This window comes from Plantactinospora sp. CA-290183 (assembly GCF_050936375.1).
Lineage (GTDB): Bacteria > Actinomycetota > Actinomycetes > Mycobacteriales > Micromonosporaceae > Plantactinospora.
In genome coordinates this window covers 1-22798 of record NZ_JBNJMX010000002.1, presented here as the reverse complement: position 1 = coordinate 22798, position 22798 = coordinate 1, and the positions used below count along the sequence as shown (strand labels likewise).

The 22798-nt window shown below is 73.2% G+C and carries 23 protein-coding genes; 7 read left to right on the top strand and 16 right to left on the bottom strand.

What is annotated here, in order from left to right; genetic code table 11:
• Positions 1-7 precede the first annotated feature (7 nt).
• Positions 8-1051: an NAD-dependent epimerase/dehydratase family protein gene (locus ACQEUR_RS05015; protein WP_433026057.1), complete on the bottom strand. Its 1044-nt coding sequence runs from the start codon at positions 1049-1051 to the stop codon at positions 8-10.
• A 170-nt stretch (positions 1052-1221) separates the two neighbouring features.
• Here ACQEUR_RS05015 and ACQEUR_RS05010 point away from each other — a divergent pair, with 170 nt between their 5' ends.
• The 4 genes from ACQEUR_RS05010 to ACQEUR_RS04995 all read left to right on the top strand — a co-directional run bounded on the left by ACQEUR_RS05010 (position 1222) and on the right by ACQEUR_RS04995 (position 5954).
• On the top strand, positions 1222-2061 hold the full coding sequence (locus ACQEUR_RS05010) for a Rieske 2Fe-2S domain-containing protein (protein WP_433026054.1): 840 nt from the start codon (positions 1222-1224) through the stop codon (positions 2059-2061).
• A 111-nt stretch (positions 2062-2172) separates the two neighbouring features.
• Positions 2173-2493 (top strand): hypothetical protein, encoded by a 321-nt coding sequence (locus ACQEUR_RS05005; RefSeq protein WP_433026051.1) that lies wholly within the window; start codon positions 2173-2175, stop codon positions 2491-2493.
• Positions 2494-2496: 3 nt separating this feature from the next.
• Entirely contained in the window at positions 2497-4092 is a 1596-nt protein-coding gene (locus ACQEUR_RS05000; RefSeq protein WP_433026048.1) for an alpha/beta hydrolase, read from the top strand.
• 662 nt (positions 4093-4754) lie between these two features.
• The gene (locus tag ACQEUR_RS04995; RefSeq protein ID WP_433026045.1) at positions 4755-5954 is read left to right on the top strand and encodes an acyl-CoA dehydrogenase family protein; all 1200 of its coding nucleotides are present in this window, start codon (positions 4755-4757) and stop codon (positions 5952-5954) included.
• A gap of 1 nt (position 5955) precedes the next feature.
• On the opposite strand, the gene ACQEUR_RS04990 is transcribed toward ACQEUR_RS04995, so the two are convergent.
• The 8 genes from ACQEUR_RS04990 to ACQEUR_RS04955 all read right to left on the bottom strand — a co-directional run bounded on the left by ACQEUR_RS04990 (position 5956) and on the right by ACQEUR_RS04955 (position 11213).
• On the bottom strand, positions 5956-6513 hold the full coding sequence (locus ACQEUR_RS04990) for a GAF domain-containing protein (protein WP_433026042.1): 558 nt from the start codon (positions 6511-6513) through the stop codon (positions 5956-5958).
• 54 nt (positions 6514-6567) lie between these two features.
• Positions 6568-7164, bottom strand: a complete 597-nt coding sequence (locus tag ACQEUR_RS04985; protein WP_433026039.1) for a GTP-binding protein — start codon at positions 7162-7164, stop codon at positions 6568-6570.
• Positions 7142-7513 carry a DUF742 domain-containing protein gene (locus ACQEUR_RS04980; protein ID WP_433026036.1) on the bottom strand — a complete coding sequence of 124 codons (372 nt, stop codon included), beginning with the start codon at positions 7511-7513 and terminating at the stop codon, positions 7142-7144. Before ACQEUR_RS04980 ends, ACQEUR_RS04985 begins: the two co-directional genes overlap by 23 nt.
• 2 nt (positions 7514-7515) lie before the next feature.
• Entirely contained in the window at positions 7516-7950 is a 435-nt protein-coding gene (locus tag ACQEUR_RS04975) for a roadblock/LC7 domain-containing protein (RefSeq protein WP_433026033.1), read from the bottom strand.
• 33 nt (positions 7951-7983) lie between these two features.
• Positions 7984-9879: a sensor histidine kinase gene (locus ACQEUR_RS04970; RefSeq protein ID WP_433026030.1), complete on the bottom strand. Its 1896-nt coding sequence runs from the start codon at positions 9877-9879 to the stop codon at positions 7984-7986.
• Positions 9880-10294: 415 nt separating this feature from the next.
• A complete protein-coding gene (locus ACQEUR_RS04965; RefSeq protein WP_433026027.1) occupies positions 10295-10642 on the bottom strand; it encodes a hypothetical protein in 348 nt (115 codons plus the stop codon).
• Positions 10642-10938 (bottom strand): hypothetical protein, encoded by a 297-nt coding sequence (locus ACQEUR_RS04960; protein ID WP_433026024.1) that lies wholly within the window; start codon positions 10936-10938, stop codon positions 10642-10644. Before ACQEUR_RS04960 ends, ACQEUR_RS04965 begins: the two co-directional genes overlap by 1 nt.
• The gene (locus tag ACQEUR_RS04955) at positions 10935-11213 is read right to left on the bottom strand and encodes a hypothetical protein (RefSeq protein ID WP_433026021.1); all 279 of its coding nucleotides are present in this window, start codon (positions 11211-11213) and stop codon (positions 10935-10937) included. Before ACQEUR_RS04955 ends, ACQEUR_RS04960 begins: the two co-directional genes overlap by 4 nt.
• Before the next feature lie 249 nt (positions 11214-11462).
• Here ACQEUR_RS04955 and ACQEUR_RS04950 point away from each other — a divergent pair, with 249 nt between their 5' ends.
• Together ACQEUR_RS04950 and ACQEUR_RS04945 are read left to right on the top strand one after the other, a co-directional pair.
• A complete protein-coding gene (locus tag ACQEUR_RS04950; protein ID WP_433026018.1) occupies positions 11463-12056 on the top strand; it encodes an XRE family transcriptional regulator in 594 nt (197 codons plus the stop codon).
• On the top strand, positions 12053-12523 hold the full coding sequence (locus tag ACQEUR_RS04945) for an NUDIX domain-containing protein (RefSeq protein ID WP_433026015.1): 471 nt from the start codon (positions 12053-12055) through the stop codon (positions 12521-12523). The genes ACQEUR_RS04950 and ACQEUR_RS04945 overlap by 4 nt, the downstream gene beginning before the upstream one ends.
• A gap of 34 nt (positions 12524-12557) precedes the next feature.
• Here ACQEUR_RS04945 and ACQEUR_RS04940 read toward each other — a convergent pair whose 3' ends face one another.
• Together ACQEUR_RS04940 and ACQEUR_RS04935 are read right to left on the bottom strand one after the other, a co-directional pair.
• Complete coding sequence (locus ACQEUR_RS04940) at positions 12558-12854, bottom strand: hypothetical protein (RefSeq protein WP_433026012.1); 297 nt, start codon at positions 12852-12854, stop codon at positions 12558-12560.
• Between the two features lie 186 nt (positions 12855-13040).
• Positions 13041-13415 carry a hypothetical protein gene (locus ACQEUR_RS04935; protein WP_433026009.1) on the bottom strand — a complete coding sequence of 125 codons (375 nt, stop codon included), beginning with the start codon at positions 13413-13415 and terminating at the stop codon, positions 13041-13043.
• A gap of 53 nt (positions 13416-13468) precedes the next feature.
• Between ACQEUR_RS04935 and ACQEUR_RS04930 the strand changes: the two genes are divergently transcribed.
• The gene (locus ACQEUR_RS04930) at positions 13469-15451 is read left to right on the top strand and encodes a serine/threonine protein kinase (protein ID WP_433026006.1); all 1983 of its coding nucleotides are present in this window, start codon (positions 13469-13471) and stop codon (positions 15449-15451) included.
• 36 nt (positions 15452-15487) lie between these two features.
• Here ACQEUR_RS04930 and ACQEUR_RS04925 read toward each other — a convergent pair whose 3' ends face one another.
• The 5 genes from ACQEUR_RS04925 to ACQEUR_RS04905 all read right to left on the bottom strand — a co-directional run.
• Entirely contained in the window at positions 15488-17707 is a 2220-nt protein-coding gene (locus tag ACQEUR_RS04925; RefSeq protein ID WP_433026003.1) for a transglutaminase TgpA family protein, read from the bottom strand.
• Complete coding sequence (locus ACQEUR_RS04920) at positions 17704-18846, bottom strand: DUF58 domain-containing protein (RefSeq protein WP_433026000.1); 1143 nt, start codon at positions 18844-18846, stop codon at positions 17704-17706. Before ACQEUR_RS04920 ends, ACQEUR_RS04925 begins: the two co-directional genes overlap by 4 nt.
• 2 nt (positions 18847-18848) lie before the next feature.
• A complete protein-coding gene (locus ACQEUR_RS04915; RefSeq protein WP_433025997.1) occupies positions 18849-19805 on the bottom strand; it encodes an AAA family ATPase in 957 nt (318 codons plus the stop codon).
• Positions 19806-19828: 23 nt separating this feature from the next.
• The gene (locus ACQEUR_RS04910; RefSeq protein WP_433025994.1) at positions 19829-21694 is read right to left on the bottom strand and encodes a fibronectin type III domain-containing protein; all 1866 of its coding nucleotides are present in this window, start codon (positions 21692-21694) and stop codon (positions 19829-19831) included.
• A 51-nt stretch (positions 21695-21745) separates the two neighbouring features.
• The coding region (locus ACQEUR_RS04905; protein ID WP_433025991.1) for a sensor histidine kinase at positions 21746-22798 on the bottom strand (1053 nt) is incomplete at its 5' end.

The window sequence follows — 22798 nt, the reverse complement described above, 5'->3', positions numbered from 1 at the left end:
CACCCGGTCAGGCCGCCTGCTGCCGGTCGGGACCCCCGGTCGGGCGCAGCGGGGCGCTCCGGGTACCGGCGCCCGCCGCCACCCCGGCCAGCAGGTCCCGCAGCGCCGCCCGGGCGTCGTGCCGCGGCCGCCAGCCCAGCTCCCGTTCCGCCCGCGAGCAGTCCAGCAGCGGTACGGCCGCGCCGAGTTCCAGCCAACCCTCGTCCGCCGGTACCAGCCGGCCGCGCCAGGCCGCCCGGCTCAGCAGCCGCAGCAGCGCCAGCGGCAGCGGAGCCGTCCGGCCACCCAACTCCGCCGCCACCAGCGGCCCGTCCAGCACCGGCTCGGTCGCGATGTTGTACGCGCCGGTCCGGTCGCTCCGCACCGCCAGCAGGTACGCCTCGGCGGCGTCCTCGGCGTGCACCACCTGTACCCGCAGCCGCCGGTGCCGGGGCACCACCGGCAGCCGGCCCGACCGCAGCAGCGAGACCGGGGCCAGCCGGCCCAGGAAGTACCGGGTGACCTCCGCGCCGGCGTCGTGCTGGAGGACCGGCGCGGTGCGCAGCCGGACGACCCGCAGCCCCGGGTAGTCCCGTTCCGCCTGGTCGAGCATCGCCTCCACGGCCGCCTTGTCCACGCTGTAACCGGACCGGCCGACGCCGCTCACCGGCCAGCTCTCGTCCACCCGGTCGTCCTTCGGCCCCGGCGCGTACGCCCCGAAGGAGGAGGCGTGCACCAGCCTCGGTACGCCGGCCGCCAGCATCGCGTTCAGCACGTGCCGGCTGCCGTTGAGATTGGTCCGGCGCAGCACGGCCCGCTGGTGGCTGGGCTGCACCTGCCAGGCGAGATGCACCACCGCGTCGAACCCCTCCAACCGTTCCGCCAGGGGGCCGAGGCAGGCCGGATCACCGAGATCGGCGGTGTGCCACCGCGCGCGGTCGTACGGCGGACCGGCGTCCGGGTCAGGCGCGCGCCGCGCGATGCCGACCACCTCGATGTCCCGCTCGGCGCCGAGCCGGCGCAGCAGGGCGGTGCCGACGTTGCCGGTGGCGCCGGTGATGGCGATCCGCATGGGCGGGTTCTACCCGGCCCCGGCCGGCGCATGCCCACCGCACCGGGGTGGCGATCCACCGCCCGGCGGCCCAGCCAGCCGGTCGACACCGGTCGAAACGGCGCAGCCGGTATGCCGGCGGGAGGTTTGCCCGGCGCATCGACGGGAAGTTCCCCCGGATGCGAGCCCTGATGACCCGACTCGAGCGGTCGACCCGGCTGGACCCGGCGGCGGACCGGCTCCAGCGAGGTGTCCACGCGGTACTGCGGCCACGACGCGTACGCGACCTCCTGCACGGAGTGTGGCTCGGCCATCCGCTGCATCCGGCGCTGGTGCAGGTGCCGGTCGGCGCCTGGACCTGCACCGCCATCCTCGACCTGCTCCCCGGCCAGCGCCGGGCCGCGACCACACTGCTGGCGGTCGGCACGGCGAGCGCCCTGCCCGCCGCGCTCTCCGGCGCCAACGACTGGGCCTCGCTCGCCCGCGAGCAGCGCCGGGTCGGTCTGGTGCACGCCATGGCCAACAGCGTGGGCATGGCGTTCTTCGCCGGCTCCCTCGCCGCCCGGCTCACCGGCCGGTACAACCTCGGCCGTACCCTCAGCTTCCTCGGCCTGGCGGCGGCCGGCGGCGGCGCCTACCTCGGCGGGCACCTCGCCTACAAGCAGGCGGCCGCGGTCAACCACGGTGTGCCCGAGCTGCGGCGGATGGAGGACGGCTGGCACCCGCTGGCGGACCTGGACGCCCTGCCCGAGCGCACGCTCCTGGCCCGCCGGGTCGACGAGGTGGCGGTGCTGGTCTACCGGGACGGCGACGACGTCACCGTGATGCTCGACCGTTGCGCACACCAGACCGGGCCGCTCAGCGAGGGTGAACTCGCCGAGGTGGGCGGGCGCGCCTGCGTGGTCTGCCCGTGGCACGGCAGCGCCTTCCGGCTGGACAACGGCCAGGTGGTACGGGGTCCGGCCGCCAACGACCAGCAGTTGCTGGAGAGCCGGGTGGCCGGCGGGATCCTGCAGACCAGGCTGCCCTGAGCAACCGGCCGCCGTCCGCCGGGGTGCTGGCATCAACCGGTCAACCCGGCATCGACGTGCCACCCGACGGGGCACCGTTCTCCCACCGGTTACCGGAGGGGAAGACGGAAGATGGCGGCTGGACACCTGGACATGCAGACCGATGTGGTGGACATGCTGCTGCACCGGTTGACCGGCACCGGTGACGAACTCGACAGCGCGTGGCGAGCCGGCCAGGGCGACATCGCCGCCGGCGAGGCAGAAATCGGCGCGGACGAGCTGAGTCAGGCGTTCCGGCAGATCTACCTCGGCGACAGCCAACTCGTCCGCGGCACCGCCAGCGAGCTGCCGGCCGTGCTACGCGCGGACGCGCGGATCGGGGCGAGCTGTGTCGCCGCCTACTGCGCTGCGGACGCCCGGGCGGCCGAGATCCTCCGCGCCACCGGACGGTGACCGGTGGTCGTCCTTGAGCCGGACGACACCGTCCTGTGGCCCCGGGTCCGCGCCCTCACCGGCTGGATCGAGTCGAACGAGGACACTCTGCGGTTGATGGCCGAGGCCTGGCTCCGCACCGGCCAGCGCTACCTCGAGGCGGCCCGGTACGACGTGGCCGCCCTCGGCGAGGGCTGGCGGGACGCCGTGGGTGTGGCCTTCGCGACGCGGACCGGCCGGCACCTGCGGACCGTGGCTGTCATCGGGTCGGAGATGATCGAGCTGGCCCGCCGCGCCGACGTCTTCGCCACCGAGGTCGCCCTGGTCAAGCAGTGGATCGTGAATCTCGTCGCGGCCAACGTCGGCACCTACCAGGCGATCGAGGCGAGCATCCCCGCGCACGTGGTGCCGGCCGCCCAGGCGGCGTTCGTCCGGCAACTCGCCGCCGAGGTGCAGAGCCGGGTGACCGAGGCCGCCGGGCGGATCGCCGCCAGCGGGGGTGCCCCGCTGGGCCGGCCGGGGGGCCCGCCGCAGGGAGCCACCCCGGCGGAGGTCAGACAGTGGTGGGACGGGCTGACCTGGCGGCAGCAGGCGCTGGTCAAGCGCGAGTCGCCGGACCTGATCCGCAACCTCGACGGCATCCCGGCGACGGTACGGCACGAGGCCAACCGGGCGGTCCTGCAACGGGAGCTGGACGGCCTGCTGGCCCGGGAGGCCGTACTCCTGGAGGAGGCGCGGCGCAAGCTCCGGTTCGAGATCCTGGAGGGCCCGCCATCCGAGCTGTACCAGGTCCAGGAAAAGATCAAGGGCCTGCAGGCAATCCAGTCGCGTCTCGGGCTGAACGCCTATGTGGAGCCGAGCGCCCTTCTGCTCGGCTTCGACACGACCGGCGACGGCACCGCCGTCATCGCGCTCGGCGATCCGGACACCGCGGACAACGTGGCGACCCTGGTGCCCGGGGTCGAGACGACGCTCGGCTGGGCCTACAACGAGATCGACCGCGCACAGCAGTTGTGGTACGCGGCGGACGCGGCCGTCGCGGGCAACTCGGCCACCTCGGTCATCGCCTGGATCGGGTACGACACTCCCGACATGTTCCCGTATGCCCTGGACCAGAGCTACGCCGCCGCCGCGAAGGGCCCGCTGGACCGGTTCCAGGACGGGCTACGGGCCACCCACCTGGGCGAGCCCTCGCGCAACACCGTCATCGGGCACAGCTACGGCAGCACGGTGATCGGGCACGCCGGCCGGGACGAGAGCCTCGCCGCGGACCAGGTGGTGCTGGTGTCCAGTCCGGGGACCGGCGTCGACCACGTCAGCGGGATCCGGCTGGACAACGTCCCGGCGGCGGAGATGGGCCAGCGGGTCTTCGCCACCACCCCGGCCAACGACCCGATCCACCTCGCCAACATCCGGCTCAACGCGGCGGAGGCACCCGGGGCGCAGCCGTACCTGACGGACGACCTGGTCCTCGGGCTCGACCCCACCGACCCCGAGTACGGAGCGCGGGTGTTCGAGTCGGACCTGACCTGGAACCCGTCACGGGCCCACATCGTCTCCTTCGACCATGGCAACCAGGCGCTCACGGAGATGGGCCAGATCATCGCCGGCAAGCGCTGAGGCGTCCGGTGTCCTGCCCGGAGCACCGCGCGGCGCCGGTTCGGCGCAGGTCTGTCACATTGCCGTCACCAATCAGTCACATAGCCACCAACTGTGCTCTTGTTCACAGAATCTGGGCATTCGGCGCCGGGTTCGATTGGTCACGTCGGGTGATGGGGGGCGGCCGGTCCACACTCGACGGCGGCGGTCGGCTCCGGCCCGTGGAGTCGACGATCGTCACCGTCTGCCGGGGCGGGACCAGGCACCCCGGGTCGACCGACGACCGTCCCACAAGGACGGAGATCGGTGCGTCCGGAGGTCCGGCCTATGCGGACAGTCACGTACCAATGTGACGTCTCACCTACTGATAGGTGAATGACCTTGAGCATTTGCATCGATACGATCAGTGCTGAGCCATATCGGGAGGCGGAGAGATGACGTGCGCATCGGCACGGCGCCGGACGGGCGCCGCGCCAGTCCTGGGATCAGGCGCGACTCTTCAGGCAGTTCCCTTGCGACGGCTGTGACAACGTGGCGCCGACGGTTCCCCCGACCGTCGCCGACGCCCTCACCAAAGGCCCTATCCCCCGACGTCGCGTCGGCGACGCCCATCACCCCCTTGGCCGGGACGGATGCCAACCACGGTGCGCCCCGGTCGGCAGGCGACTCACGAGGAGATCTGCATGAATACGTACTTCACCACGCAGCGCCATGATGAGCTACGCAGCGAAGTCCGTGCATTCGCAGAGGCGGAGGTCCGGCCCCGGATCCCGAAGATGGAGGCCTCCCGCACCGTCCAGTACGAACTGTCCCGGCTGATCGCCCGGCAGGGCTGGATCGGCGTCACCATCAGTCCCGAGTACGGCGGAATGGGGCTGGGACACCTGGCGAAGACCATCATCATCGAGGAGCTGGGCCGGGTCAGCGGCGCGATGGGCGCCATGGTGCAGGCCTCGCAGCTCGGCGTCGCCAAGATAGTCCACTTCGGCAACGAGGACCAGAAGAAGACCTGGCTGCCGGCCATCGCCGACGGAAGCTGCCTGCCCACCATCGCGGTCACCGAGCCGCAGTCCGGCGGGCACGTGCTCGGCATGACCGCCAGTGCCGTACGGGACGGGGACGACTACATCCTCAACGGCCGCAAGGTCTTCGTCGGCAACAGCCACGTCGGCGACGTGCACGGGGTGGTGGTCCGCACCGGCCCGGGCTCGACCGGCCTCTCCGCGTTCCTCGTCGAGTCCGACCGCCCCGGCTTCTCGCTCGGGCCGCACCGCCCCGCCATGGGCCTGCACGGGTTCAGCTTCGGCGAACTCGTCTTCGAGGACTGCCGGGTACCGGCCGACAACCTGCTCGGAGCCGAGGGCGACGGCCTGGCGGTCGCCTACTCCTCCAGCATCCTGTACGGCCGGCCGAACCTGACCGCCGTCTCGCTCGGCATTCACCAGGCCCTGATCGAGGAGACCGCGTCCTTCGTGGCCCAGCAGCAGCGCTACGGCAAGCCGCTCGCCGAGCTGCTGCCGATCAAGCTCAAGGTCGGCCAGATGCAGTCCCGGCTGATGACGGCCCGACTGGCCGCCTACCACGCCGCGCACCTGCTCGACCAGGGCCTGCCCTGCGACGCGGAGCTGATGAACGCCAAGCTCATCAACGTCGAGTACGCCCTGGACTCCGCGCGCAACGCGATGGAGGTGCACGCCGCCTGCGGCCTCTTCCCGGACCGGCCGGTGGAACGCTACCTGCGCGACGCGCACCACATCTTCGCCCCGGCGGGTACCTCCGACGTGCAACTCCTCCGGCTCGGCGAGGTCGCGCTGGGCGCCGCGAAGGGGCAGTGGTCGGAACGGCTCGCCGCTCCCGTGGTGGGAGCGACGGCCGGCTCCTGAATCAGTCCAGTTCGCGCTGGTGGATCCGGTCCACCAGCTCGGCGGCGAGCGCCTTGATCGTCTCCAGCCCCTCACGACCCCACGGGCGCGGCTCGACGTCCACCACGCAGATGGTGCCGAGAGTCGTACCCGTGCGGTCGATCAGCGGTGCGCCGAGGTAGGAGCGGATGCCGATCTCGTCCACGACCGGGTTCCCGGCGAACCGGGGGTAGTCGCAGACGTCGTCGAGGACCAGCGCCTTGCGCCGTACCACGACGTGCGGGCAGTAGCCGTGGTCCCGGGACATCACCCGACCGGGCGTACCGGCGGCGGCCTCCTCGGGGCTGCCGCCGCCGGCCTGGTTGGCCGGGGTGGTGTGCAGGCCGGCGAAGTACTGCCGGTCCTCGTCGATGAAGTTGACCATCGCGTAGGGCGCGCCGGTGATCTGGCTGAGCTTGCGGGCGAACTCGTCGAACTCCGGGTCCGGCTCGTCACCGAGCCCCAGCTCGCGAAGCCGCTGCACCCGCCGGGGCGCCTCCTGGTCGATCGGCGTCAGCAACTGGTCGGGGTCGTAGGTCATGTCTGGCTCCGTCGCTGTTGGAGGATCGGGTCGAGGGGATCGCGGGGCACGGAACTACAGGGCACGGGATTGCACGGCGCGGGACTGCAGGACGCCGATGAGGTGTTGGACCAGCGCGATCAGCACGCCGGTCGCGGTGCGCCGGTCGCGGGCGTCGCAGAGCACGACCGGGACGTTGGGCTTGAGGTCGAGCGCGGCCCGCACGTCGTCGGGCTCGTAGCGGTACGACCCGTCGAACTGGTTGACCGCCACCAGGAAGCCGATGCCGCGCGACTCGAAGAAGTCGACGGCGGCGAAGCAGTCCTCCAGGCGGCGGGTGTCGGCCAGGACCACCGCACCGAGCGCGCCGGTGGAGAGCTCGTCCCACATGAACCAGAAGCGTTCCTGGCCCGGGGTGCCGAACAGGTAGAGGATGTGCCGGGGGTCGATGGTGATCCGGCCGAAGTCCATCGCCACGGTGGTGGTGGACTTGCTCTCGATTCCCACCAGGCTGTCGGTGCCGACGCTGGCGGTGGTGAGGATCTCCTCCGTGCGCAGGGGTTCGATCTCACTGACGGCTCCGACGAACGTGGTCTTGCCGACGCCGAACCCACCAGCGATGAGGATCTTGAGTGCCGTTGGGAAGAACTCAGAGTCGTCGTTGTAGGGCATTGAGGATGGTCTCCAGTACGGCGGGGTTGGTGGGATCGGCGGCAGGGCCGGGAGCTCGGGTGCTGACGGCGCCGGCGTCGACCAGGTCCGACAGCAGCACCTTGGTGATGGCGGCGGGAAGCTTCAGGTGCGCGGCGACCTCCGCGACCGTGGTCGGGCTGCCGCAGAGGTTCAGCGCCCGGGCATGGTCCGGCTCGAGGGGGCCGCGCGGCAGCCGGCCGGTCGCCATCACCATCGACAGCAGTTCCATCTTGGTGGTGGGGCGGGTGCGCCCATTACTCACCGTGTAGGGGCGCACCAGGCGCCCGGCGGCATCGTCGAGCCAATGCTCGTCCTCGGATCCCACCATCTCTACCGCGGTACGTTGCCGGGACCGCCGAAGGCGTGGCGGATCGGCGTACCCAGGTACGGACGGACACTCTTCACCAGCTGGGACATCTCGTAACCGAGCACGCCCGGATCCGCGTCCCGGTTGGCCAGCACGGCCAGGACCGCGCCGGCCCCCGCCGCCGAGACGAAGAGCAGGGTGTCGTCCAGTTCCGCCACCACCTGCCGGACCCCCTCGCTGTTCCCGAAGCGGTTGCCGGCGCTGCGGGCGAGGGAGAAGAGGCCGGAGGCGATCGCGGAAAGGTGGTCCGCGCCGTCGGCATCCAGTCCGTGGGCGGCCTTCTTCAGGCCGTCGGAGGAGAGCAGCAGGGCACTACGCGTGTGCGGCACGCGCTCGACCAGCCCGGAGAGCAGCCAGACGAGATCCTGGGCTGGGCGGGCGGGAACATTGCTCCGCATGTTGGGTGGACCTTCCTTGATGGTGACGCTTGGTCAGATGTCGCTGTCGGTGCGGCCCGCCAGGCCGTTCTCGTCGTCGGCCCGACCCTCGCCCCGGTTGACGCCCCGCATGAACGTGGCCATCAGGCCCGGGTCGTGCTCGCCGGCGGGATCCTCCGGAGGGGCCAGGGGAGCCTGCTGCAACTGGGGCACGAGGTGCGTCTGCCGGTGGCGCCGTGGCAGTTGGGGCCGGGCGGGGGGCTCCGGAGCGCGGTGGCTCGGTAGACCTCCGGTGGAGACCGGTGAGGCGGAGATCACCGGCTCGTAGCCGGGCTCCCGTCCGCCCCGGGTGACGGACTGCGTGGTGTCCGCGGCCCGTCCCGGGTAGGGGCTGCGCGCGGCGGAGGCGGTCGGGACCTGCGCCGGCAGCGGAGCTGGACGCGGCGTGAAGGCCGGCGGCGGCGGTGCGGAGACCACCGGCGGCGGCGCGGCCTCGGCGGTCAGCGCGGAGAGCGGTTCCCGACGGGCCGGCTGGATCGTCTGCTGCGCCTGCGTCTGCTGGAACGCGTCCGGACCCTGCGTCGAGGTGCCGAGCAGCGGGTGCGGCAGGATCAGGATCGCCTGCGTACCGCCGTAGATGTTGGCCTGGAGCCGCACCGTGATGCCGTGCCGGCGGGCGATGGCCGAGACGACGAAGAGGCCGATCCGGCCGTCCCGGAGCAGCTCGCCGATGTCGATGCGGTCCGGGTTGGCCAGCAGCCGGTTCACCCGGTCCTGGTCGCCGCGGGCCATGCCCAGGCCGCGGTCCTCGACCTCGACCGCCACGCCGGCGGTCACGACCTGCGCCCGCAGCAGCACCTGGGTCTGGGGCGGTGCGAAGTTGGTGGCGTTCTCGACCAGCTCGGCGACGAGGTGGATGACGTCGGCGACGGCGTGCCCACGGACCGTGCCCTCGATCGGCGGCACCAGCTTGACCCGCGAGTAGTGCTCGACCTCGGCGATCGCCGAGCGCAGCACCTCGGTCAGCGCCACCGGCCGGCTCCACTGGCGGCGGGAGACGGCGCCGCCGAGCACCGCCAGGTTCTCCGCGTGCCGGCGGATGCGGGTGGCGAGGTGGTCGACCTGGAACAGGCCCTTGAGCAGGTCGGGATCCTCGACCTGGTTCTCCAGGTCGTCCAGGAGCTTGATCTCCCGGTGCACCAGGGACTGCAGCCGCCGGGAGAGGTTGACGAAGACCTCCACCTGCTGCGTCGGGTTGCCGCTGGGCCGTACCGTCGACGCCCGGACCACGGCGGTCAGCGCCGCCCGCTGGGCCTGGGCCAGGTCCCGGGCGAGCAGCGTGAACGCGTCCTCCCTGGCGGCCGGTGCGAGGTCGGCGGGGGGTGCCGGCCGCTCGCCGCGCTGTAGCTGCTCGGCCAGGCGCTGCACGTCACCGCGCCCCTGGACGGCGGCCGAGCGCAGGGCGCCGATCCGGCCGTTGATCCAGTGGCCCAGACGGTTGGCCCGGGCGGCGGCCACGGCCAGCACGAGGATGCCGGCGACGCACGCCACGAGCAGCACCACGGCGGTCCGGTCGGAGACCCGCTCCGGCGAGGTGGCGATCAGGTAACTGACCGTCGCCGCGCCGAGCAGTGCGGTCAGGAGGGCGGGAACCGCCGACATCCACACCAGGCGGGAGCGCAGCCCGCCGTCGGAGGGCGGCTGGCCGCCGGGCGGCCCGCCGTTGCCGGGGGGCGCGGCGTGGGCCGGGCCGGCGGCGGGCGCGGCGTGTCCGGGTCCGGGTCCGCCGGGGTACCCGGGCGCGGCCTGCGGCTGCCCGGCGGGGGGGCCGGCGCTGGCCGAGCCGGCAGGGAACCCGGCGTTGGACTGTGCCGGGGCGGTGGTGAACCCGAGGTGGGGATCCACGGCGCGGTGAACGGCACGCGCGTCAAGAGGGGTCAGATCGGGCATCAGCGTCCTCGGTCCGGGAGGGGAACCGCCCGACACGGCAGATCATGGCGGTCCGTCCTGCATTGCGCGAGAGGGGTTGATTGTGGAAGTACGAGTAGTCTAGTGCTCCGCTTCCCCCGCGGGCGTCCGGCAATATCATCGCAGGACTGGTGTCCCTGTGCGGGCTGCAGTGTGGCGGTGAACAACGTTGCGGTTCGGCGACGGGTACGGTGTGGACGACCCGCCGTCGGCGCGCCGACGGCGGTGACCAGTACTGATGCCATTTGCCGGAGTGGATGGCCGACCCCTTTCCGGTCCCGTCGGTGGGTCTAAAAATCTGTGATTTACAGCACTCTTCCCTGCCTGTTGGACACTCTGTGTAGTGACTACCGAACGTGGCGGAGTAAATAGCGGGACCGGTCGTCCGCAGAGTCCATTATGGCCGGTCGGCGATTCGGGGCGGCGACCGGTCGGACGATGGTGACCGCTGCCGGACGGCGTGGTCGGCGGAACGGCTGGGATCGCCGCCCTGCTGAACGCCTTGTTCGGCCGGGGCAATGTCGATGGGTGCGGTCAGGTCCGCGCCTGCGATAGCGCGGTCAAGGGTGGCGGTGGCGTCCTTGCGGTGTTCCGGCGGTACCCTCTCGCCGATCACCGTACGGAGTGCCCACTCGAGCATCCAGCAGCGCAGCCGGTCACACTGACGGCACGTCTGGTTGTGGCTGTGGTCGGCCAGGATCCGGTACGCCGCCTCGGCCATCACCCCGGGCGGCCCCTCGGTCATCACTGTCCGACCGCCCGGCGGAGCACGTCGACCCGTACCATCAGATGCCGGCATGGGGCGTGGCGCTCGACGTGTGCCCAGGTGCACTCGGGGTGCTGGTGGCCGGCGATCCACACCCACAGGGCGCCCGACCGCACGGCGGTGACGGTGCGGTGGACCCGCACGACGGTGACGTCCAGGTAGGTGCCCGGGGTGACGTGGGCGCAGTGGGACCAGTCGACAGGCCGCAGCGTCAGCACGGTCCCGGAGGGGACCTCCGGAATATCCGAGGTGAAGACCGGCGTCCGGCTGGTCATGCGGTCGGCCCCGGCACCCTCAGCCACCGCGAACCGTCCCGCCGGAAGTCCTGAATCTGGTACTGGTTGCGCTGCCCGTAGGTGATCAGCGGTAGACCCTCGATTCGGGTTGGCTCGTTCCAGGACGGCTGATACTGGCCAGGGTTCAGCCGTCGAGCCTGGTCGAGCAGCCGCTGCCGGGCCGCAGCGGCTTCCGCCGCGTCCTGTTCCCGCGCTGCCTGTTCCCGCGCGAGCTGGTCGGTCCGTCGGGTTCTCCACCTGTTCCACAGACCCACGTCGCCCCTCCCTCAGTTGGGGGGTCGGGCCCGGTGTCCGGGGGAAGGCCACCGAGCCCGGCCGGTATGGACGCGGCGCACGGCCGGAGGCTTGGAGTTCGCGTTCACCGCGTCCCTTAGGGCGAAGCTACGGAGAGCCCGGGACGCCTGTACGTCCCACAGGACGCCTCAATGGACGTTTTGACGTTCCGGAGGCGTCCCGTTCCGCGTTGTACCGTCATGGGGAACCGGCTCGCCGTCGCGGAGGCCGTGGGTGAGGAAGAGGGCGCCCTGTGGCCCACCACCCGCCCCGACCAGGCGCCCGGCTTCGCCTCCACCGGCGAGGTCGTCTCAGCGTACGCACACCGCGCCGAGGTGCCGACCGACCTGTGGGTCAGCCTGCTCACCGGCGCCTGGGAGCAGATCGACATCATGGTCTACGCCGCGCCGTTCATCTTTGAGCTGATCCCGCGGGCCGCCGATGTGATCGCCGAGAAGTGCGCAGCCGGCTGCCGGGTGCGGATCGCGCTCGCCGACCCCGACTGCGAGCACGTCCGAGAGCGCGACGAGCTGGAGCAGCTCGGCGGTACCCTGCCCGGCCGGATCCGCAACGCCTTCACCATGCTGGCCGGCATCGCCCAGGTCGACGGCGTACGGGTCGGCACGCACACCGTGCACCTCTACAACTCGTGGTTCCGGTTCGACAACCAGGCCATCGCCACACCGCACCTGTTCCGCTACCGCGGCTACCAGCACCCGGCGCTGCACCTGCGGCGGCTGTCCGCCTTCGGGATCTTCGAGACGTTCGCCGAGCAGTTCATGCAAGTCTGGGACACGGTCCACCCACAGGAGGTCAGCCGGTGAGCCGACGCGTGGACTACTTCGACGACCCGGACGCCCCGGCGGCGAACTCGCTGGTGCCGGGCGGCTCCGCCCTTGTGGTCGACGAGCAGGGCCGGATCCTGTTGCAGCGGCGAGCGGACTCCGGGAACTGGTCGCTGCCGGGCGGGCAGATGGAGATCGGCGAGACGCTGGGTGGCACCGTGGTGCGCGAGACCCGGGAGGAGACCGGGCTCGACGTCGAGCTGACCGGCATCCTTGGCGTCTACACCGACCCTCGTCACGTCATCGCCTACGCCGATGGGGAGGTCCGGCAGGAGTTCGTCGTGGTGTTCACCGCCCGGCCCGTCGACGGGGAGTTGGCGGTCAGCGACGAGTCCACGGAGGTCGCCTGGTTCGACCCGGACGACGTGGCGGGGATCCAGATGCACGAGTCGGTGCGGCTGCGGATCGGGCACTGGACGGCGGGCGGGCCGCCCTACATCGGGTGACCGGGCCGGGGAAACCCCCCAGCCCGGTCAGCACCTACGCCGCGCGGTCCCCCCGGACGTTCCGGATCCGGCGCTTCATCGTCGCCTCGCTCACCCGATACCGGGCGACCCCCTCGCGGACGATCGTGTTGTACGACACCCCGGCCCCGAGGCAGTCGTCTATCCACGCCTCCAGTTCCGGGGGCTCCTCGTCGTCGAGGGCGACGTCGACCTCGTCGTCCGGCGGCGGGGACTCTCCGGTGCGCAGGACGTGGGCGACTCGGCGGACGCGGCGGCCGTCCCGGTCGATGATCTGCCCCCACCACGGGGCTGGTGTCAGGGTCGGTGTCATCGGTATCAGACACCTCGCCGACCTGCGGGTTGACACCGGAGCCACCCCGCCCCCGTGGGATAGGGGAGGAGTTACGGATCTTGAGGGATTCGACGACTCCCACGATCAGGCAGAAGGCGACGACGGCGGCGAGGATGCCGAGCGGCCCGCCCCAACCGCGGACAACCTCATCAGCAGCGGTACTCATCAGGCAGCTCCAAACAGCCACTCGGGCAACGGTGAAACCAGGTTGGTGAGCAGGTCGACAGCCCAGACCGTGACGTCGCCGACCACCCCGCCGGGGAGGTCGGCGAGCACCCCGAGTAGGACGGCGCAGATCCAGAGCTTCGCGTTGAGTCGGCCGGCGCTGGACGCGGGGAAGGTCCGGGCGGCGAACCGGCCGAGGCGCTTGCTGGCCTTGGTCGGGAGCAGGCAGCCGACCGTGTAGACCCCGGTACGGCAGCAAGCTGCCGCCCCGTCCCCACCACGGGCACATTCGTTCCTACGATGGGACGTCCGGCCGAGCGGGGAACGGGCGCGGCAGCGCCCGCGGACATCGTCCGGGAGGGGATCGCGATGCACACCCGCGCGCCGAAAGCCGCCCGTGGACACCGAGCCGGTACGGAAGCACGAGGATGAGCGCCACCATGACCACCGACCGGGAAGACAGCGAGCTGGTTCCGCTGGGTGAAGGTCCGGTGACGATCGTGCTGGCCGGGGTGCAGCCCGACACCGGCGAGGCGTTCGCGCTGAAGGTCCTGCCCGGTCGGCTCGACCGGCGTACCCGGGCCGCCCTGGAGAGCGAGCTGGGCCGGCTGGCGGCCCTGCGGCCGGCGGCGCCGATCCTGGTCGCCGACCGGATCGAGGACCTGCCGGACGGGCGCACCGCACTCCGGATGGAACTCTGCACCCAGTCCCTGCCGGAGCTGCTCGGCTCGTTCGGCCCGCTGACCGTGCCGGACACGCTGGCCCTGGGTACCGCCCTGGCCAGCGCGCTGGCGACCGCGCACGGGGCGGGACTCGTGCACGGCGGGGTGACACCGGGAAACGTGCTGTTCCGGCCCTCCGGTGAGCCGCTGCTCGCCGACTTCGGCCTCACCCTGCGGCACGCGTACCCGCGCGACCCGGTGCCGACCCTCGACTTCCTGCCGCCGGAGACCGTACGCGACGGCTCGGCGGACGAGCGGTCCGACCTGTACGGCCTCGGCGTCATCCTGCACCTGGCCCTCTCCGGCCGCTCTCCGCACCAGGGCCCGCCCGGCGAGGAGCCGGGAGAGCGGCTGCTGCGGGTGCTCTCCCGGCCTGCGCCGCCGCTGAGCCGTCCAGACCTGCCCGCCGGGCTCGCGGAGCTGGTCGCGGCCCTGCTGGCGAAGGATCCGGAGGATCGGCCCGCCGACGCCGCCACGGTGGTCGAGCGGTTGGCCGCGCTGCACGAGCTGGTAGAGCCCGACGCCGAACCCGAAGCGGAATGGGAACCGGACTGGGGATGGGAGCCGGAGCCGGAGCGCGCCGACGCCGGCAGGGAGCCCGTGACCGCCGACGCGACCCCGCCGGAACCCGTGACTGCGCCGGAACCCGTGACCACGCCGGTACCTCCCATCCCGCCGGTACCCGTGGTCCCGCCGGTGCTCGTGGTCCCGCCGAAATCCCGGACCGCGCCGGAACCCCCGACCGCGCCGGCATCCGCGACCGGGCCGGTAGTCGTGGCCGCGCCGGTGCCCGTGGCCCCGTCGGTACTCGTGGCCCCGCCGGAACCTCCGACCGCGCCGGTGCCGGCGGCCGATGCGGTATCCGACCCGGAGCCGCTGTCGGAGCCCGAGCCGGAGCCGCCTGTCGAGCCCGAGCCGGAACGGGTCGCGGCGGAGCTGGAGACCCAGGCGGAGCTGGAGACCCAGGCGGAGCTGGAGACCCAGGCGGAGCTGGAGACCCGCGCGGAGCTGGAGACCCGCGCGGAGCCGGAGACCGACGCGGAGCCGGAGACCCCGGGGCGGACGGACCACCCGGAGGCGGTGGACCCGAGCCAGGCGGTGGACCCGAGCCAGGCGGTGGACCCGACCCAGACAAGGGACTTTGACGACTTCGCGCCGGCCGGGAGCGTCGCGACCCTGCCCGGGGCGGCCGGCGTGCTCGAACCGGCGCCACCGCGTCCGCATGGTGAACCGATCCTGGTCTTCGACGCGAGCACACCGGCCCGGCGGTCGCGCCGGCTGCCGGTGCGGCTGGCGGTGGCCGGTGCCGTGGCGGTGCTCACCGTGGTGGCGGTACTGCTCCTGCTGAACCGGCCCGGGGAGTTGACCGTGCCGCCGGCCCCGCCGCCGCTCGCGGTGGACAGCCCGCCGGCGCCGACCACCCGCGTCGTACAGCTCGAACTGGCCGACCCGGTGGACCGGGGCAACGTCGTCGAGCTCTCCTGGCGCAGCAGCGAGCCGCTGAACTTCGGCGTGGAGGTGGCCGCCGAGGGGCAGGAGACCAAGGTGCTGATCGTGTGGAACGCCACCACCTACCGGGTGCCGGTCGACCCGGTACGCGGGTACTGCTTCCGCATCCAGGGCAGCGACAGCGTGACCGTCTACGAGAGCGAGCGGAAGTCGATCCGGGGCGCGAACTGCCTGAACTGACGACCGCCCGGCCACGTCCGGTCCGGTGACCGGGGGTCAGCGCTGCGGCGGCCGCAACGTACGCGGGTCGAACAGCGCCCGGAGCCGGGCCCGCCAACCCCGGCGGGCCAGCCCGCGACGTACGGCCCGGACCGTGTCCCAGGCCTGCCGGACGTCCTCGCCGGTCGGGGCGGCCCCGGACCAGAGCGCCCGGTCCACCACGGCACCCAGCCGGCGCAGCTCCTCCGCCGTACCCGGACCGGTCACCGGGCCCGCCTCGGCGGCCAGGTCCCGCACCGTCATGCCGGCGGAGACCGGCACGCCGTGACCGCGCAGCCGGTCCCGGACCTCCTCCCAGGCACCCACCACGGCGCCCGGGCCCGGCCGGCGCCGGCGTCGCCAGGTGCGTCCCGCCCGGGTCGCCGGTACGCCGAGCAGCCAGCCGGCCAGCAGCAGCACCGGCAGGCCGAGCAGGAGTGTCCACTGCGGGGTGCCGAGATCCAGGGCGGGACCGCCGCCATCCGACGCCCGGGTGGGCGGGGCGACCGGCGGGTCGCGGAGTTCGTCCGTCGCGGGCAGCCGGTCCCGGACCTGGGCGGTCAGGGCGGCCAGCCCGCCGCCGGCCGCGGTGCTACCGGCCGACGCGGTACCGCTCGGGTCCAGCGGCACCCACCCGACCCCGGCCACCGCCACCTCCGGCCAGGCCAGCACGTCAGCGTTGCGGACCGTGTACCCGCCGTCGGCGTCCCGGGCGGCCGGCGTACGGAAGCCGACGGCGAGCCGCGCCGGGATGCTCCTCATCCGGGCCAGCACCACGTACGCGGCGGCGAACTGCTCGCTGGTGCCCCGCTTGCCGCGCAGCAGGAAGTCGGCGACCTGCGGCCAGGAGTGCCCGGTCGGCAGGTCGTTCCCGGTCGCCAGCCGGTAGTTCTGCCGGAGGAACCGCTCCAGCACCAGCGCGGTCTGGAAGGTCGGTCGCCCGCCGCGTACCGCCTCCTCGGCGAGTTCGGCCATCCCGGCCGGCACCTCGCCGAGGCCACCGAACCCGCCCGGCGCGCGCGGGTCGATCGCGGCCGAGCTGAGCGCCTCGGCGTCGACCTGCGGCTGCCACCAGCTCAGCGTGTAGCGCGCCACCCCTTCCGAGCCGGGCAGGAGCAGGCTGCCGTGCCCCTCCTCCACCAGGGGCTCGATGCCGGAGACCCCGGCCGGCCAGGTCTGGCTGGGCAGCCACGGCCCACCGGTGCCGGTCGCCTCGATCTCGGCCGACCGCCGCCGCACGTTGACGGTCACGGCGGCGCTGGGCCGCAGCTCGGCGCCCATCCGGAGGTACCGTCCGCCGGATGTCCAGTTGACCCCGTCGAAGGTGTCCAGCACCACCAGCGGCCAGCGATCCACCTCCGCGTCGGCGGCCCGCACCCGGAACACCGGCGCGGTGGGGGACGCGAGGCGGTAGGCGATCTCGTCCAACGGGCTGGTCAGCCGGGTGTCGGGCAGCGGGGCCGCCTGGTCGTGCCGCAACGAGTACCGCGCCGGGGCGGTCGGCAGCAGCAGGCCGGCGAGGAGCGCCGCGACCAGCCCCAGCACGGCCGGCGGGACGAGCTGCGGCAGTACCGACAGGGCGCCGGAGCGCTCGACCGCGCCGCGTGCCACCGCGCCCGCACGGGCGGGCGATCCGCCGGTCGGACCCCTACCCGCCGGTGTGACGGCGTCGTCGGGTACCGACCGGCCGCTGGCCAGGAGTGTCCCGGCGACCGCCGCGTAGGCCAGCGCGGCGGCGGCGCCGACGCCCGGGGTCAGCGGCGCGTAGAACTGGCTGAGCACCGCGACGGCCAGACTCGGCGCGAGTGCCGGCAGCGCACCGCCGGGGCGGCGCAGCAGTTCGATGCCGAGAACGGCGGCGAGCACCACGAGCAGCGGGACGAAGAGCAGCAGCGCCGGGTCCGGCCGGGCCGGCCAGGTGGACTGCAGGGTGAGCTGCCAGGAGTCGGTGATCCCGGCGCCGAGGGCGCGCAGCGTCCGCCCGGTCGGGAGCCCGGCGAGGGTGGTCGACCAGAGCGACGTCTCCACCACGGCGAGCAGGCCCGCTCCGGTCGCCAGCAGCGGACGCCAGGACTCCAGCGCGGGGCGGCCGGTGCAGGCCAGCGCGGCCAGCAACACCACCACGGCCGGCACGCCGACCGGGACCAGCAGTCCGGGTACGCCGAAGACCGTCCCGAACAGCAGGCCGGCGACGACCGCGGCCAGGACCGTACAGGTCGTCGACACCAGGCGCCTCATCTGCCGGCCTCGTTCCACCGTCGTACCGCCTCGGCCGCGTCGCTCGCGTGCAGCACCCGTACCCCGGCCACCGGCGGGCTCTCCGCCGGCACGTCGCCGAGCGTCACCACGAGGATCATGGAGTAGCGGTGCCGCAGGCCGGCCAGCGGGGCGAGCCCGGCGGTCCCGGCCGCGACGACCATCAGGGCACCGCCGCCCGCCCGGACCGGGGAGAGTGCCGGCGGCACCACGGCGGCGTCACGGGCGCCCTCCTGGCGCAGCTCGCAGAGTTCGTCCAGGACACGCCGGGCGGACCGCACCCCACCGGGTACGCCCAGGTCCAGGCCGGCGGAGGTGACCAGCCGGGTGTGCTGCCCCGCCCGGGCCGCCGCGCAGAGCAGCGACGCGGCCAGGTCGACCGACTCCTCGAAATCCTCGCCGGTCAGGGCGTCGGTGCGGGTGTCCAGCAGCAGGGTGAACCGGGGCTGGGCCGGGTCGGTCAGGTCGCGCACCATCAGCCGGCCCGTGCGGGCGGTCGCCTTCCAGTGCAGGTGCCGGACCTCGTCGCCGGGGACGTACTCCCGGACGTCCTGGAGGTCGATGGAACCCCGCAGCGCGTCGTCGGTGCTGACGCCCTCGTGGTGGTGGCGCGGATGGGCGCCGGCCGGGGGCCGCGCCGGAAGCTGCCGGGGATGTACCCACAGCGTCGCGCTCGCCCCGATCGCGAGCCGGTTGCGGGCCAGCCCGAACGGGTCCACCCGGTGCAGGGTCAGCGGTCCCACGGTCAGCCGCCCCCGGGTGCCGGTGGGCAGCTCGTAGTGGTGCACCGTCTCGGCGCCGGGCGGCAGGGTCCGGACCCGGACGGTGCGGGTCACACCACCGGCCGGGTCGGTGGCCAGGAACCCGGCGGCGCGGCGCTCGCCGGGGTTGCCCACCCGCAGGCTGGCCAGCGCCGGCCTGCCCCGCTCGACCCGGTCCGGATAGACCGACCGGCGTACCGTCACCGCCAGCCGGCGGGCGGTGAGCAGCAGGGCGGCCAGCACCGCCGCCAGCCCGACCGCACCGAGCGCGGCCAGGAAGGGGTAACCGGCCCAGAGCCCGAAGAGCAGCGACAGCGCCCCGGAGACGAGCACGGCGAGGCCGCGTCGGGTCAGGCGCACGGTCAGCGGCCCGCAGTCACCAGGGGTACGGGGGTCGAGGCGAGCACCTCGGTGACGATGTCCACCGGGCTGCGCTGGCTCAGCTCGGCCTCCGGGGTCAGCACCAGCCGGTGACCCAGCACCGGCACGGCCACGTCCTTGATGTCGTCCGGGGTGACGAAGTTCCGCCCGTCGATCGCCGCCATGGCCTGGGCGGTACGCACCAGTGCGATGCTGCCGCGCACGCTGGCGCCGAAGCGTACGGCGGCGTGCTCCCGGGTGGCGGTGGCGAGCCGGGCGGCGTACCCGACCACCGAGCGGTCGGTGTGCGACGCGCGTACCTCGGTGATCGCCTCCCGCAGCTGCGGGATCTCCACCACCGTTGGCAGTTCCTCGGCGGTGACCCCGGCACACTCGCCCATGATCACCGAAACTTCGGCGTCGAGGTCGGGGTAGCCGACGTGCAGCCGCATCAGGAAGCGGTCGAGCTGTGCCTCGGGCAGCCGGTAGGTGCCCTCCATCTCGATCGGGTTCTGCGTCGCCACGACCAGGAACGGCCACGGGACCTCGTGGGCGACGGCGTCCACCGTGACCCGGCGCTCCGACATCACCTCCAGCAGCGCCGACTGGGTCTTCGGCGTGCCCCGGTTGATCTCGTCGGCGACCACGACGTTCGCGAACACCCCGCCCGGCTGGAAGGTGAAGCTCTCCGCCTTCTGCCGGTAGACCGTGACCCCGGTGATGTCGCCGGGGAGCAGGTCCGGGGTGAACTGGATCCGGTTCCACCGCCCGCCGATGCTGTGGGCGAGGCAGCGGGCCAGGGTGGTCTTGCCCAGGCCCGGCACGTCCTCGATCAGCAGGTGCCCCTCGGCCAGCAGCCCCGCGACCGCCAGCCGGACCAGTTCCGGCTTGCCGAGGATCACCCGCTGGACGTTCTTCTCGATCCGCGCGGCGACGTCCGCCGCCTGGCCGCCGCTCATGCCGGTCGTCCCTCCGGTCACGCTCATCCCGCCCGCCAGAGGAACCTGTTGGACCGGACGCCGTCCACGGTCACCCAGACGTGCTGCCCGACCGCGTCGAACGGGTAGTCCTCAAGGGTCAGGTTGCCCTGCGCGTCGGTCCTGTGCGTGCCGCCCGGGTTGTAGTTCGGCCACTGGTCCGAGCTCGGCTTGATGTGGTAGTTGGTGTTCGGCTTGAACCCGCGCATCACGATCCGCATGTACGCGCAGTCCGGGGCGTGGCAGTCGTCCTCGTACGTGGTGTCCGAGCCGCGGGACACCGTCACCGTGCGGGTCGGCTGGGGGATCGTCGCCCGTACCGAGGCCGCGGAGCCCCGGCCGGCCGAGTTCTCCGCCGCCACGGTGACCCGGTACGCGACGCCCCGGCTGAGGCCGGTCAGGCTGATCGAGCGGGTGCCGCCCGACTTGGTGGCGGAGCCGCCCCCGCCGCCCGAGGCCCGGGCCCAGGAGATCCGGTACCGGCTGACCGAGGCGCCGTTGCTGGCGGCGGCACCCCAGGTCACCCGCAGGTTGGCGCCCTGCGCCGCGGCCTTCAGGCCGGGCGGTGCGCCGGGCGGGCTCGCCGGCACCGCCTTGCGGGCCGGGGTGGGGGTGTCGTCGCGGCGCTCCGGCGGCGCCGGGGGGTCGGGACGGCGCGGCGTCTCCGGCGTCCGGTCGGCGGGCGGCGCCGCCGGCGTCCGGTCGGGCGGCACCGGCGTACCGGTGGGGTTGCCCTTCCCGTCGCCGGCCACCGGCACCGAGCCGACCGCGCCGTTGTGGTCGACCACCAGCACGTGCCGGCCCTCGGGGCCGTCCACGTAGACCCGCTCGTCCTCGCCGCGGCTCAGGACGGGCTCGCCGTTCTCCGGCGGCACCGGGACGCTGCCCTGCTGCCGGCCGTCGCTGCCGTAGGTGAGCACCGCCCCGCGCTTGCGGTCGAGCAGCACCACGGCCGAGCGGCTCACCGTCGGCGCGGAGTAGTCGCCGTCCGGCAGGTCGACCGAGACCGCCGGGCTGGTCACCTTCCCGTCCAGCCGGGTGGCGTCCACCAGGTGCATCCGCCGGGCGGTCGGGTCGAGGATGGCGATCCGGCCGGCGACGTCGGCGGGCGCCACGCGCGCGGTCGGCGGTACGTCCACGCCGATCCGGGTGGGCTTGCCCAGCCCGTCGTCGGCGATCAGGCTCAGGGTGTCCGTCTCGGTGTCCAGGAAGACCGGCCGCTCGTCCACCACGCTGAGCGCGCCGGCGTGCCCGACGGGTGCGGAGGCCGGGCAGGAGATCCGGTCGGTGTCGGCGGAGAGTCGGCAGAGCACCCCGGAGTCGGTCCGGTGCAGCCAGAGGGTGCCGTCGCGGGTGGCGACGGGCTCGCCGAGTGCCCCGCCCGCCGGGATCGTCGCCGGCGTCTCACCGAGCCGGACGACCCGGCCGGCCTGCCGGTAGACCAGGTACGGCCCGCCGGCGGTCTCGACGGCGACCGGCCGCTCGTCCGAGGGCGTGGTCAGGGTCCGCTCGACCGAGAGGCTCGACTTGCCGAACTCGACGATCCGGGCCCGGCCGACCACGTACCCGCTGGTGTCGCCCTGCACCACCTGGCTGCCCGGCTCCAGGCCGCTCACGTCGGCCCGGGCGTCCACGGTGCGCGCGGCGCCGTTGATGTGGAAGACCGTGCCCAGCGACGGACTGGCGACCCAGTGCCCGGCCTGCGCGAAGCGCAGTCCCGGATTCGGGGTCGCCGCGGTCGAGACGGCGGCCGTCACGGCGGCGAGGCCGGCGGCGAGCAGGAGCACCAGCGGCAGCCGGCCGCGGCGCAGCAGTCCCCGATCCCATCGGGAGCGGGGGGCGAAGCGACGCAGAGAGCCCAAGATGGTCACCCGCCGAGCATAGAAGAAGGTATACAAAATTGGTCCATCGTCGGTACACCCTCAGGAGTCGATGACGGGCAGCACCAGCTCGAAGATGGCGCCACCCTCTTCCGCGTTGTAGACCCGCAGCATGCCGCCGTGGGCCTGGGCCACCCAGCGCACGATGGGGAGACCGAGCCCGCTCGACCCGCTCCCGCTGGTGAACCGGTCGAAGTTCTCCCGGGCCACCGCCGCGTCGATGCCGGGCCCGTGGTCGGCGACCATGACCCGCCCGCCGGCCACCGTAATGTGCACCACCGCGATGTCGCCCGGGCGACGTCCGTGCCGCAGGGCGTTGTCCAGCAGGTTACCGAGGGCCCGTTGCACCAGCACCGGGTCCACGTTCACCTTCGTCGGGGCGGCGGTCACCGTCACCCGTGCGCCGTCGGTCGGGGTCTCCTCCACCACCGTACTGACCAGCTGGTCCAGCCAGACCGGCTGGATGGCGAGCTGCTCCACCCCGGCCGCCAGCCGGGCCCGTACCAGCAGTCCGTCGATGATGGTGCCCATCCGGACGGCGAGGTGGACGGTACGCGGCAGCAGGTCGGCGCGCTGGGTGGGATTGTCCAGCGCCGTCTCGGCCAGCGCGCGCAGCGCCGCCACCGGCGTACGCAGGTCGTGCGCGGTCTCGGCCAGCAGCACCTCCTGCTGCTCCAGGGCGGCGGTGGCGGGCCGGATGGCGCGCCCGGAGAGCAGGTGCCCGGCCAGCCCGACGACGCCGATGAGCAGGACGCAGGCGCCGACCGTCAGCAGGACCACCTGGTTGTGCCGGTCCCGTTCCTCGGCCGTGTCGGCCGCCGCCACCACGGCACCGACCCACTGCCCGTTGTCGTTGCGGAACGGTTCCACGCCGACCCGCACCAGGTCCCCTTCGGTGCTGCGCACGTAGCCGTTGACCAGGTCGCCGGTCTTGACCCCCTCGGCGGCCAGGCTGTTCAGCAGCGCGGGATCCAGCGGTACGCAGGAGCGCTGGCTGAAGTGCAGGGGTGAACGCGTCCGCGTCGCCGGGCAGGATCGCGAACTGCGGGCAGCTCGTGTTGAGCTCGTCCTCGTTGACGTACGTGGTGATGACCG

Bases quoted from the DNA above. Each gene is read 5' to 3' on its own strand.
- ACQEUR_RS04995 (WP_433026045.1), top strand. From the start codon at position 4,755: ATGAATACGTACTTCACCACGCAGCGCCATGATGAGCTACGCAGCGAA.
- ACQEUR_RS04915 (WP_433025997.1), bottom strand. From the start codon at position 19,805: ATGAGCGGCGGCCAGGCGGCGGACGTCGCCGCGCGGATCGAGAAGAAC.
- ACQEUR_RS04930 (WP_433026006.1), top strand. From the start codon at position 13,469: ATGAGCGCCACCATGACCACCGACCGGGAAGACAGCGAGCTGGTTCCG.
- ACQEUR_RS05010 (WP_433026054.1), top strand. From the start codon at position 1,222: ATGACCCGACTCGAGCGGTCGACCCGGCTGGACCCGGCGGCGGACCGG.
- ACQEUR_RS04990 (WP_433026042.1), bottom strand. From the start codon at position 6,513: ATGACCTACGACCCCGACCAGTTGCTGACGCCGATCGACCAGGAGGCG.
- ACQEUR_RS05005 (WP_433026051.1), top strand. From the start codon at position 2,173: ATGGCGGCTGGACACCTGGACATGCAGACCGATGTGGTGGACATGCTG.
- ACQEUR_RS04980 (WP_433026036.1), bottom strand. From the start codon at position 7,513: ATGGTGGGATCCGAGGACGAGCATTGGCTCGACGATGCCGCCGGGCGC.
- ACQEUR_RS04925 (WP_433026003.1), bottom strand. From the start codon at position 17,707: ATGAGGCGCCTGGTGTCGACGACCTGTACGGTCCTGGCCGCGGTCGTC.
- ACQEUR_RS04965 (WP_433026027.1), bottom strand. From the start codon at position 10,642: ATGACCGAGGGGCCGCCCGGGGTGATGGCCGAGGCGGCGTACCGGATC.
- ACQEUR_RS04975 (WP_433026033.1), bottom strand. From the start codon at position 7,950: ATGCGGAGCAATGTTCCCGCCCGCCCAGCCCAGGATCTCGTCTGGCTG.
- ACQEUR_RS04960 (WP_433026024.1), bottom strand. From the start codon at position 10,938: ATGACCAGCCGGACGCCGGTCTTCACCTCGGATATTCCGGAGGTCCCC.
- ACQEUR_RS04940 (WP_433026012.1), bottom strand. From the start codon at position 12,854: ATGACACCGACCCTGACACCAGCCCCGTGGTGGGGGCAGATCATCGAC.
- ACQEUR_RS05015 (WP_433026057.1), bottom strand. From the start codon at position 1,051: ATGCGGATCGCCATCACCGGCGCCACCGGCAACGTCGGCACCGCCCTG.
- ACQEUR_RS04970 (WP_433026030.1), bottom strand. From the start codon at position 9,879: ATGCCCGATCTGACCCCTCTTGACGCGCGTGCCGTTCACCGCGCCGTG.
- ACQEUR_RS04985 (WP_433026039.1), bottom strand. From the start codon at position 7,164: ATGCCCTACAACGACGACTCTGAGTTCTTCCCAACGGCACTCAAGATC.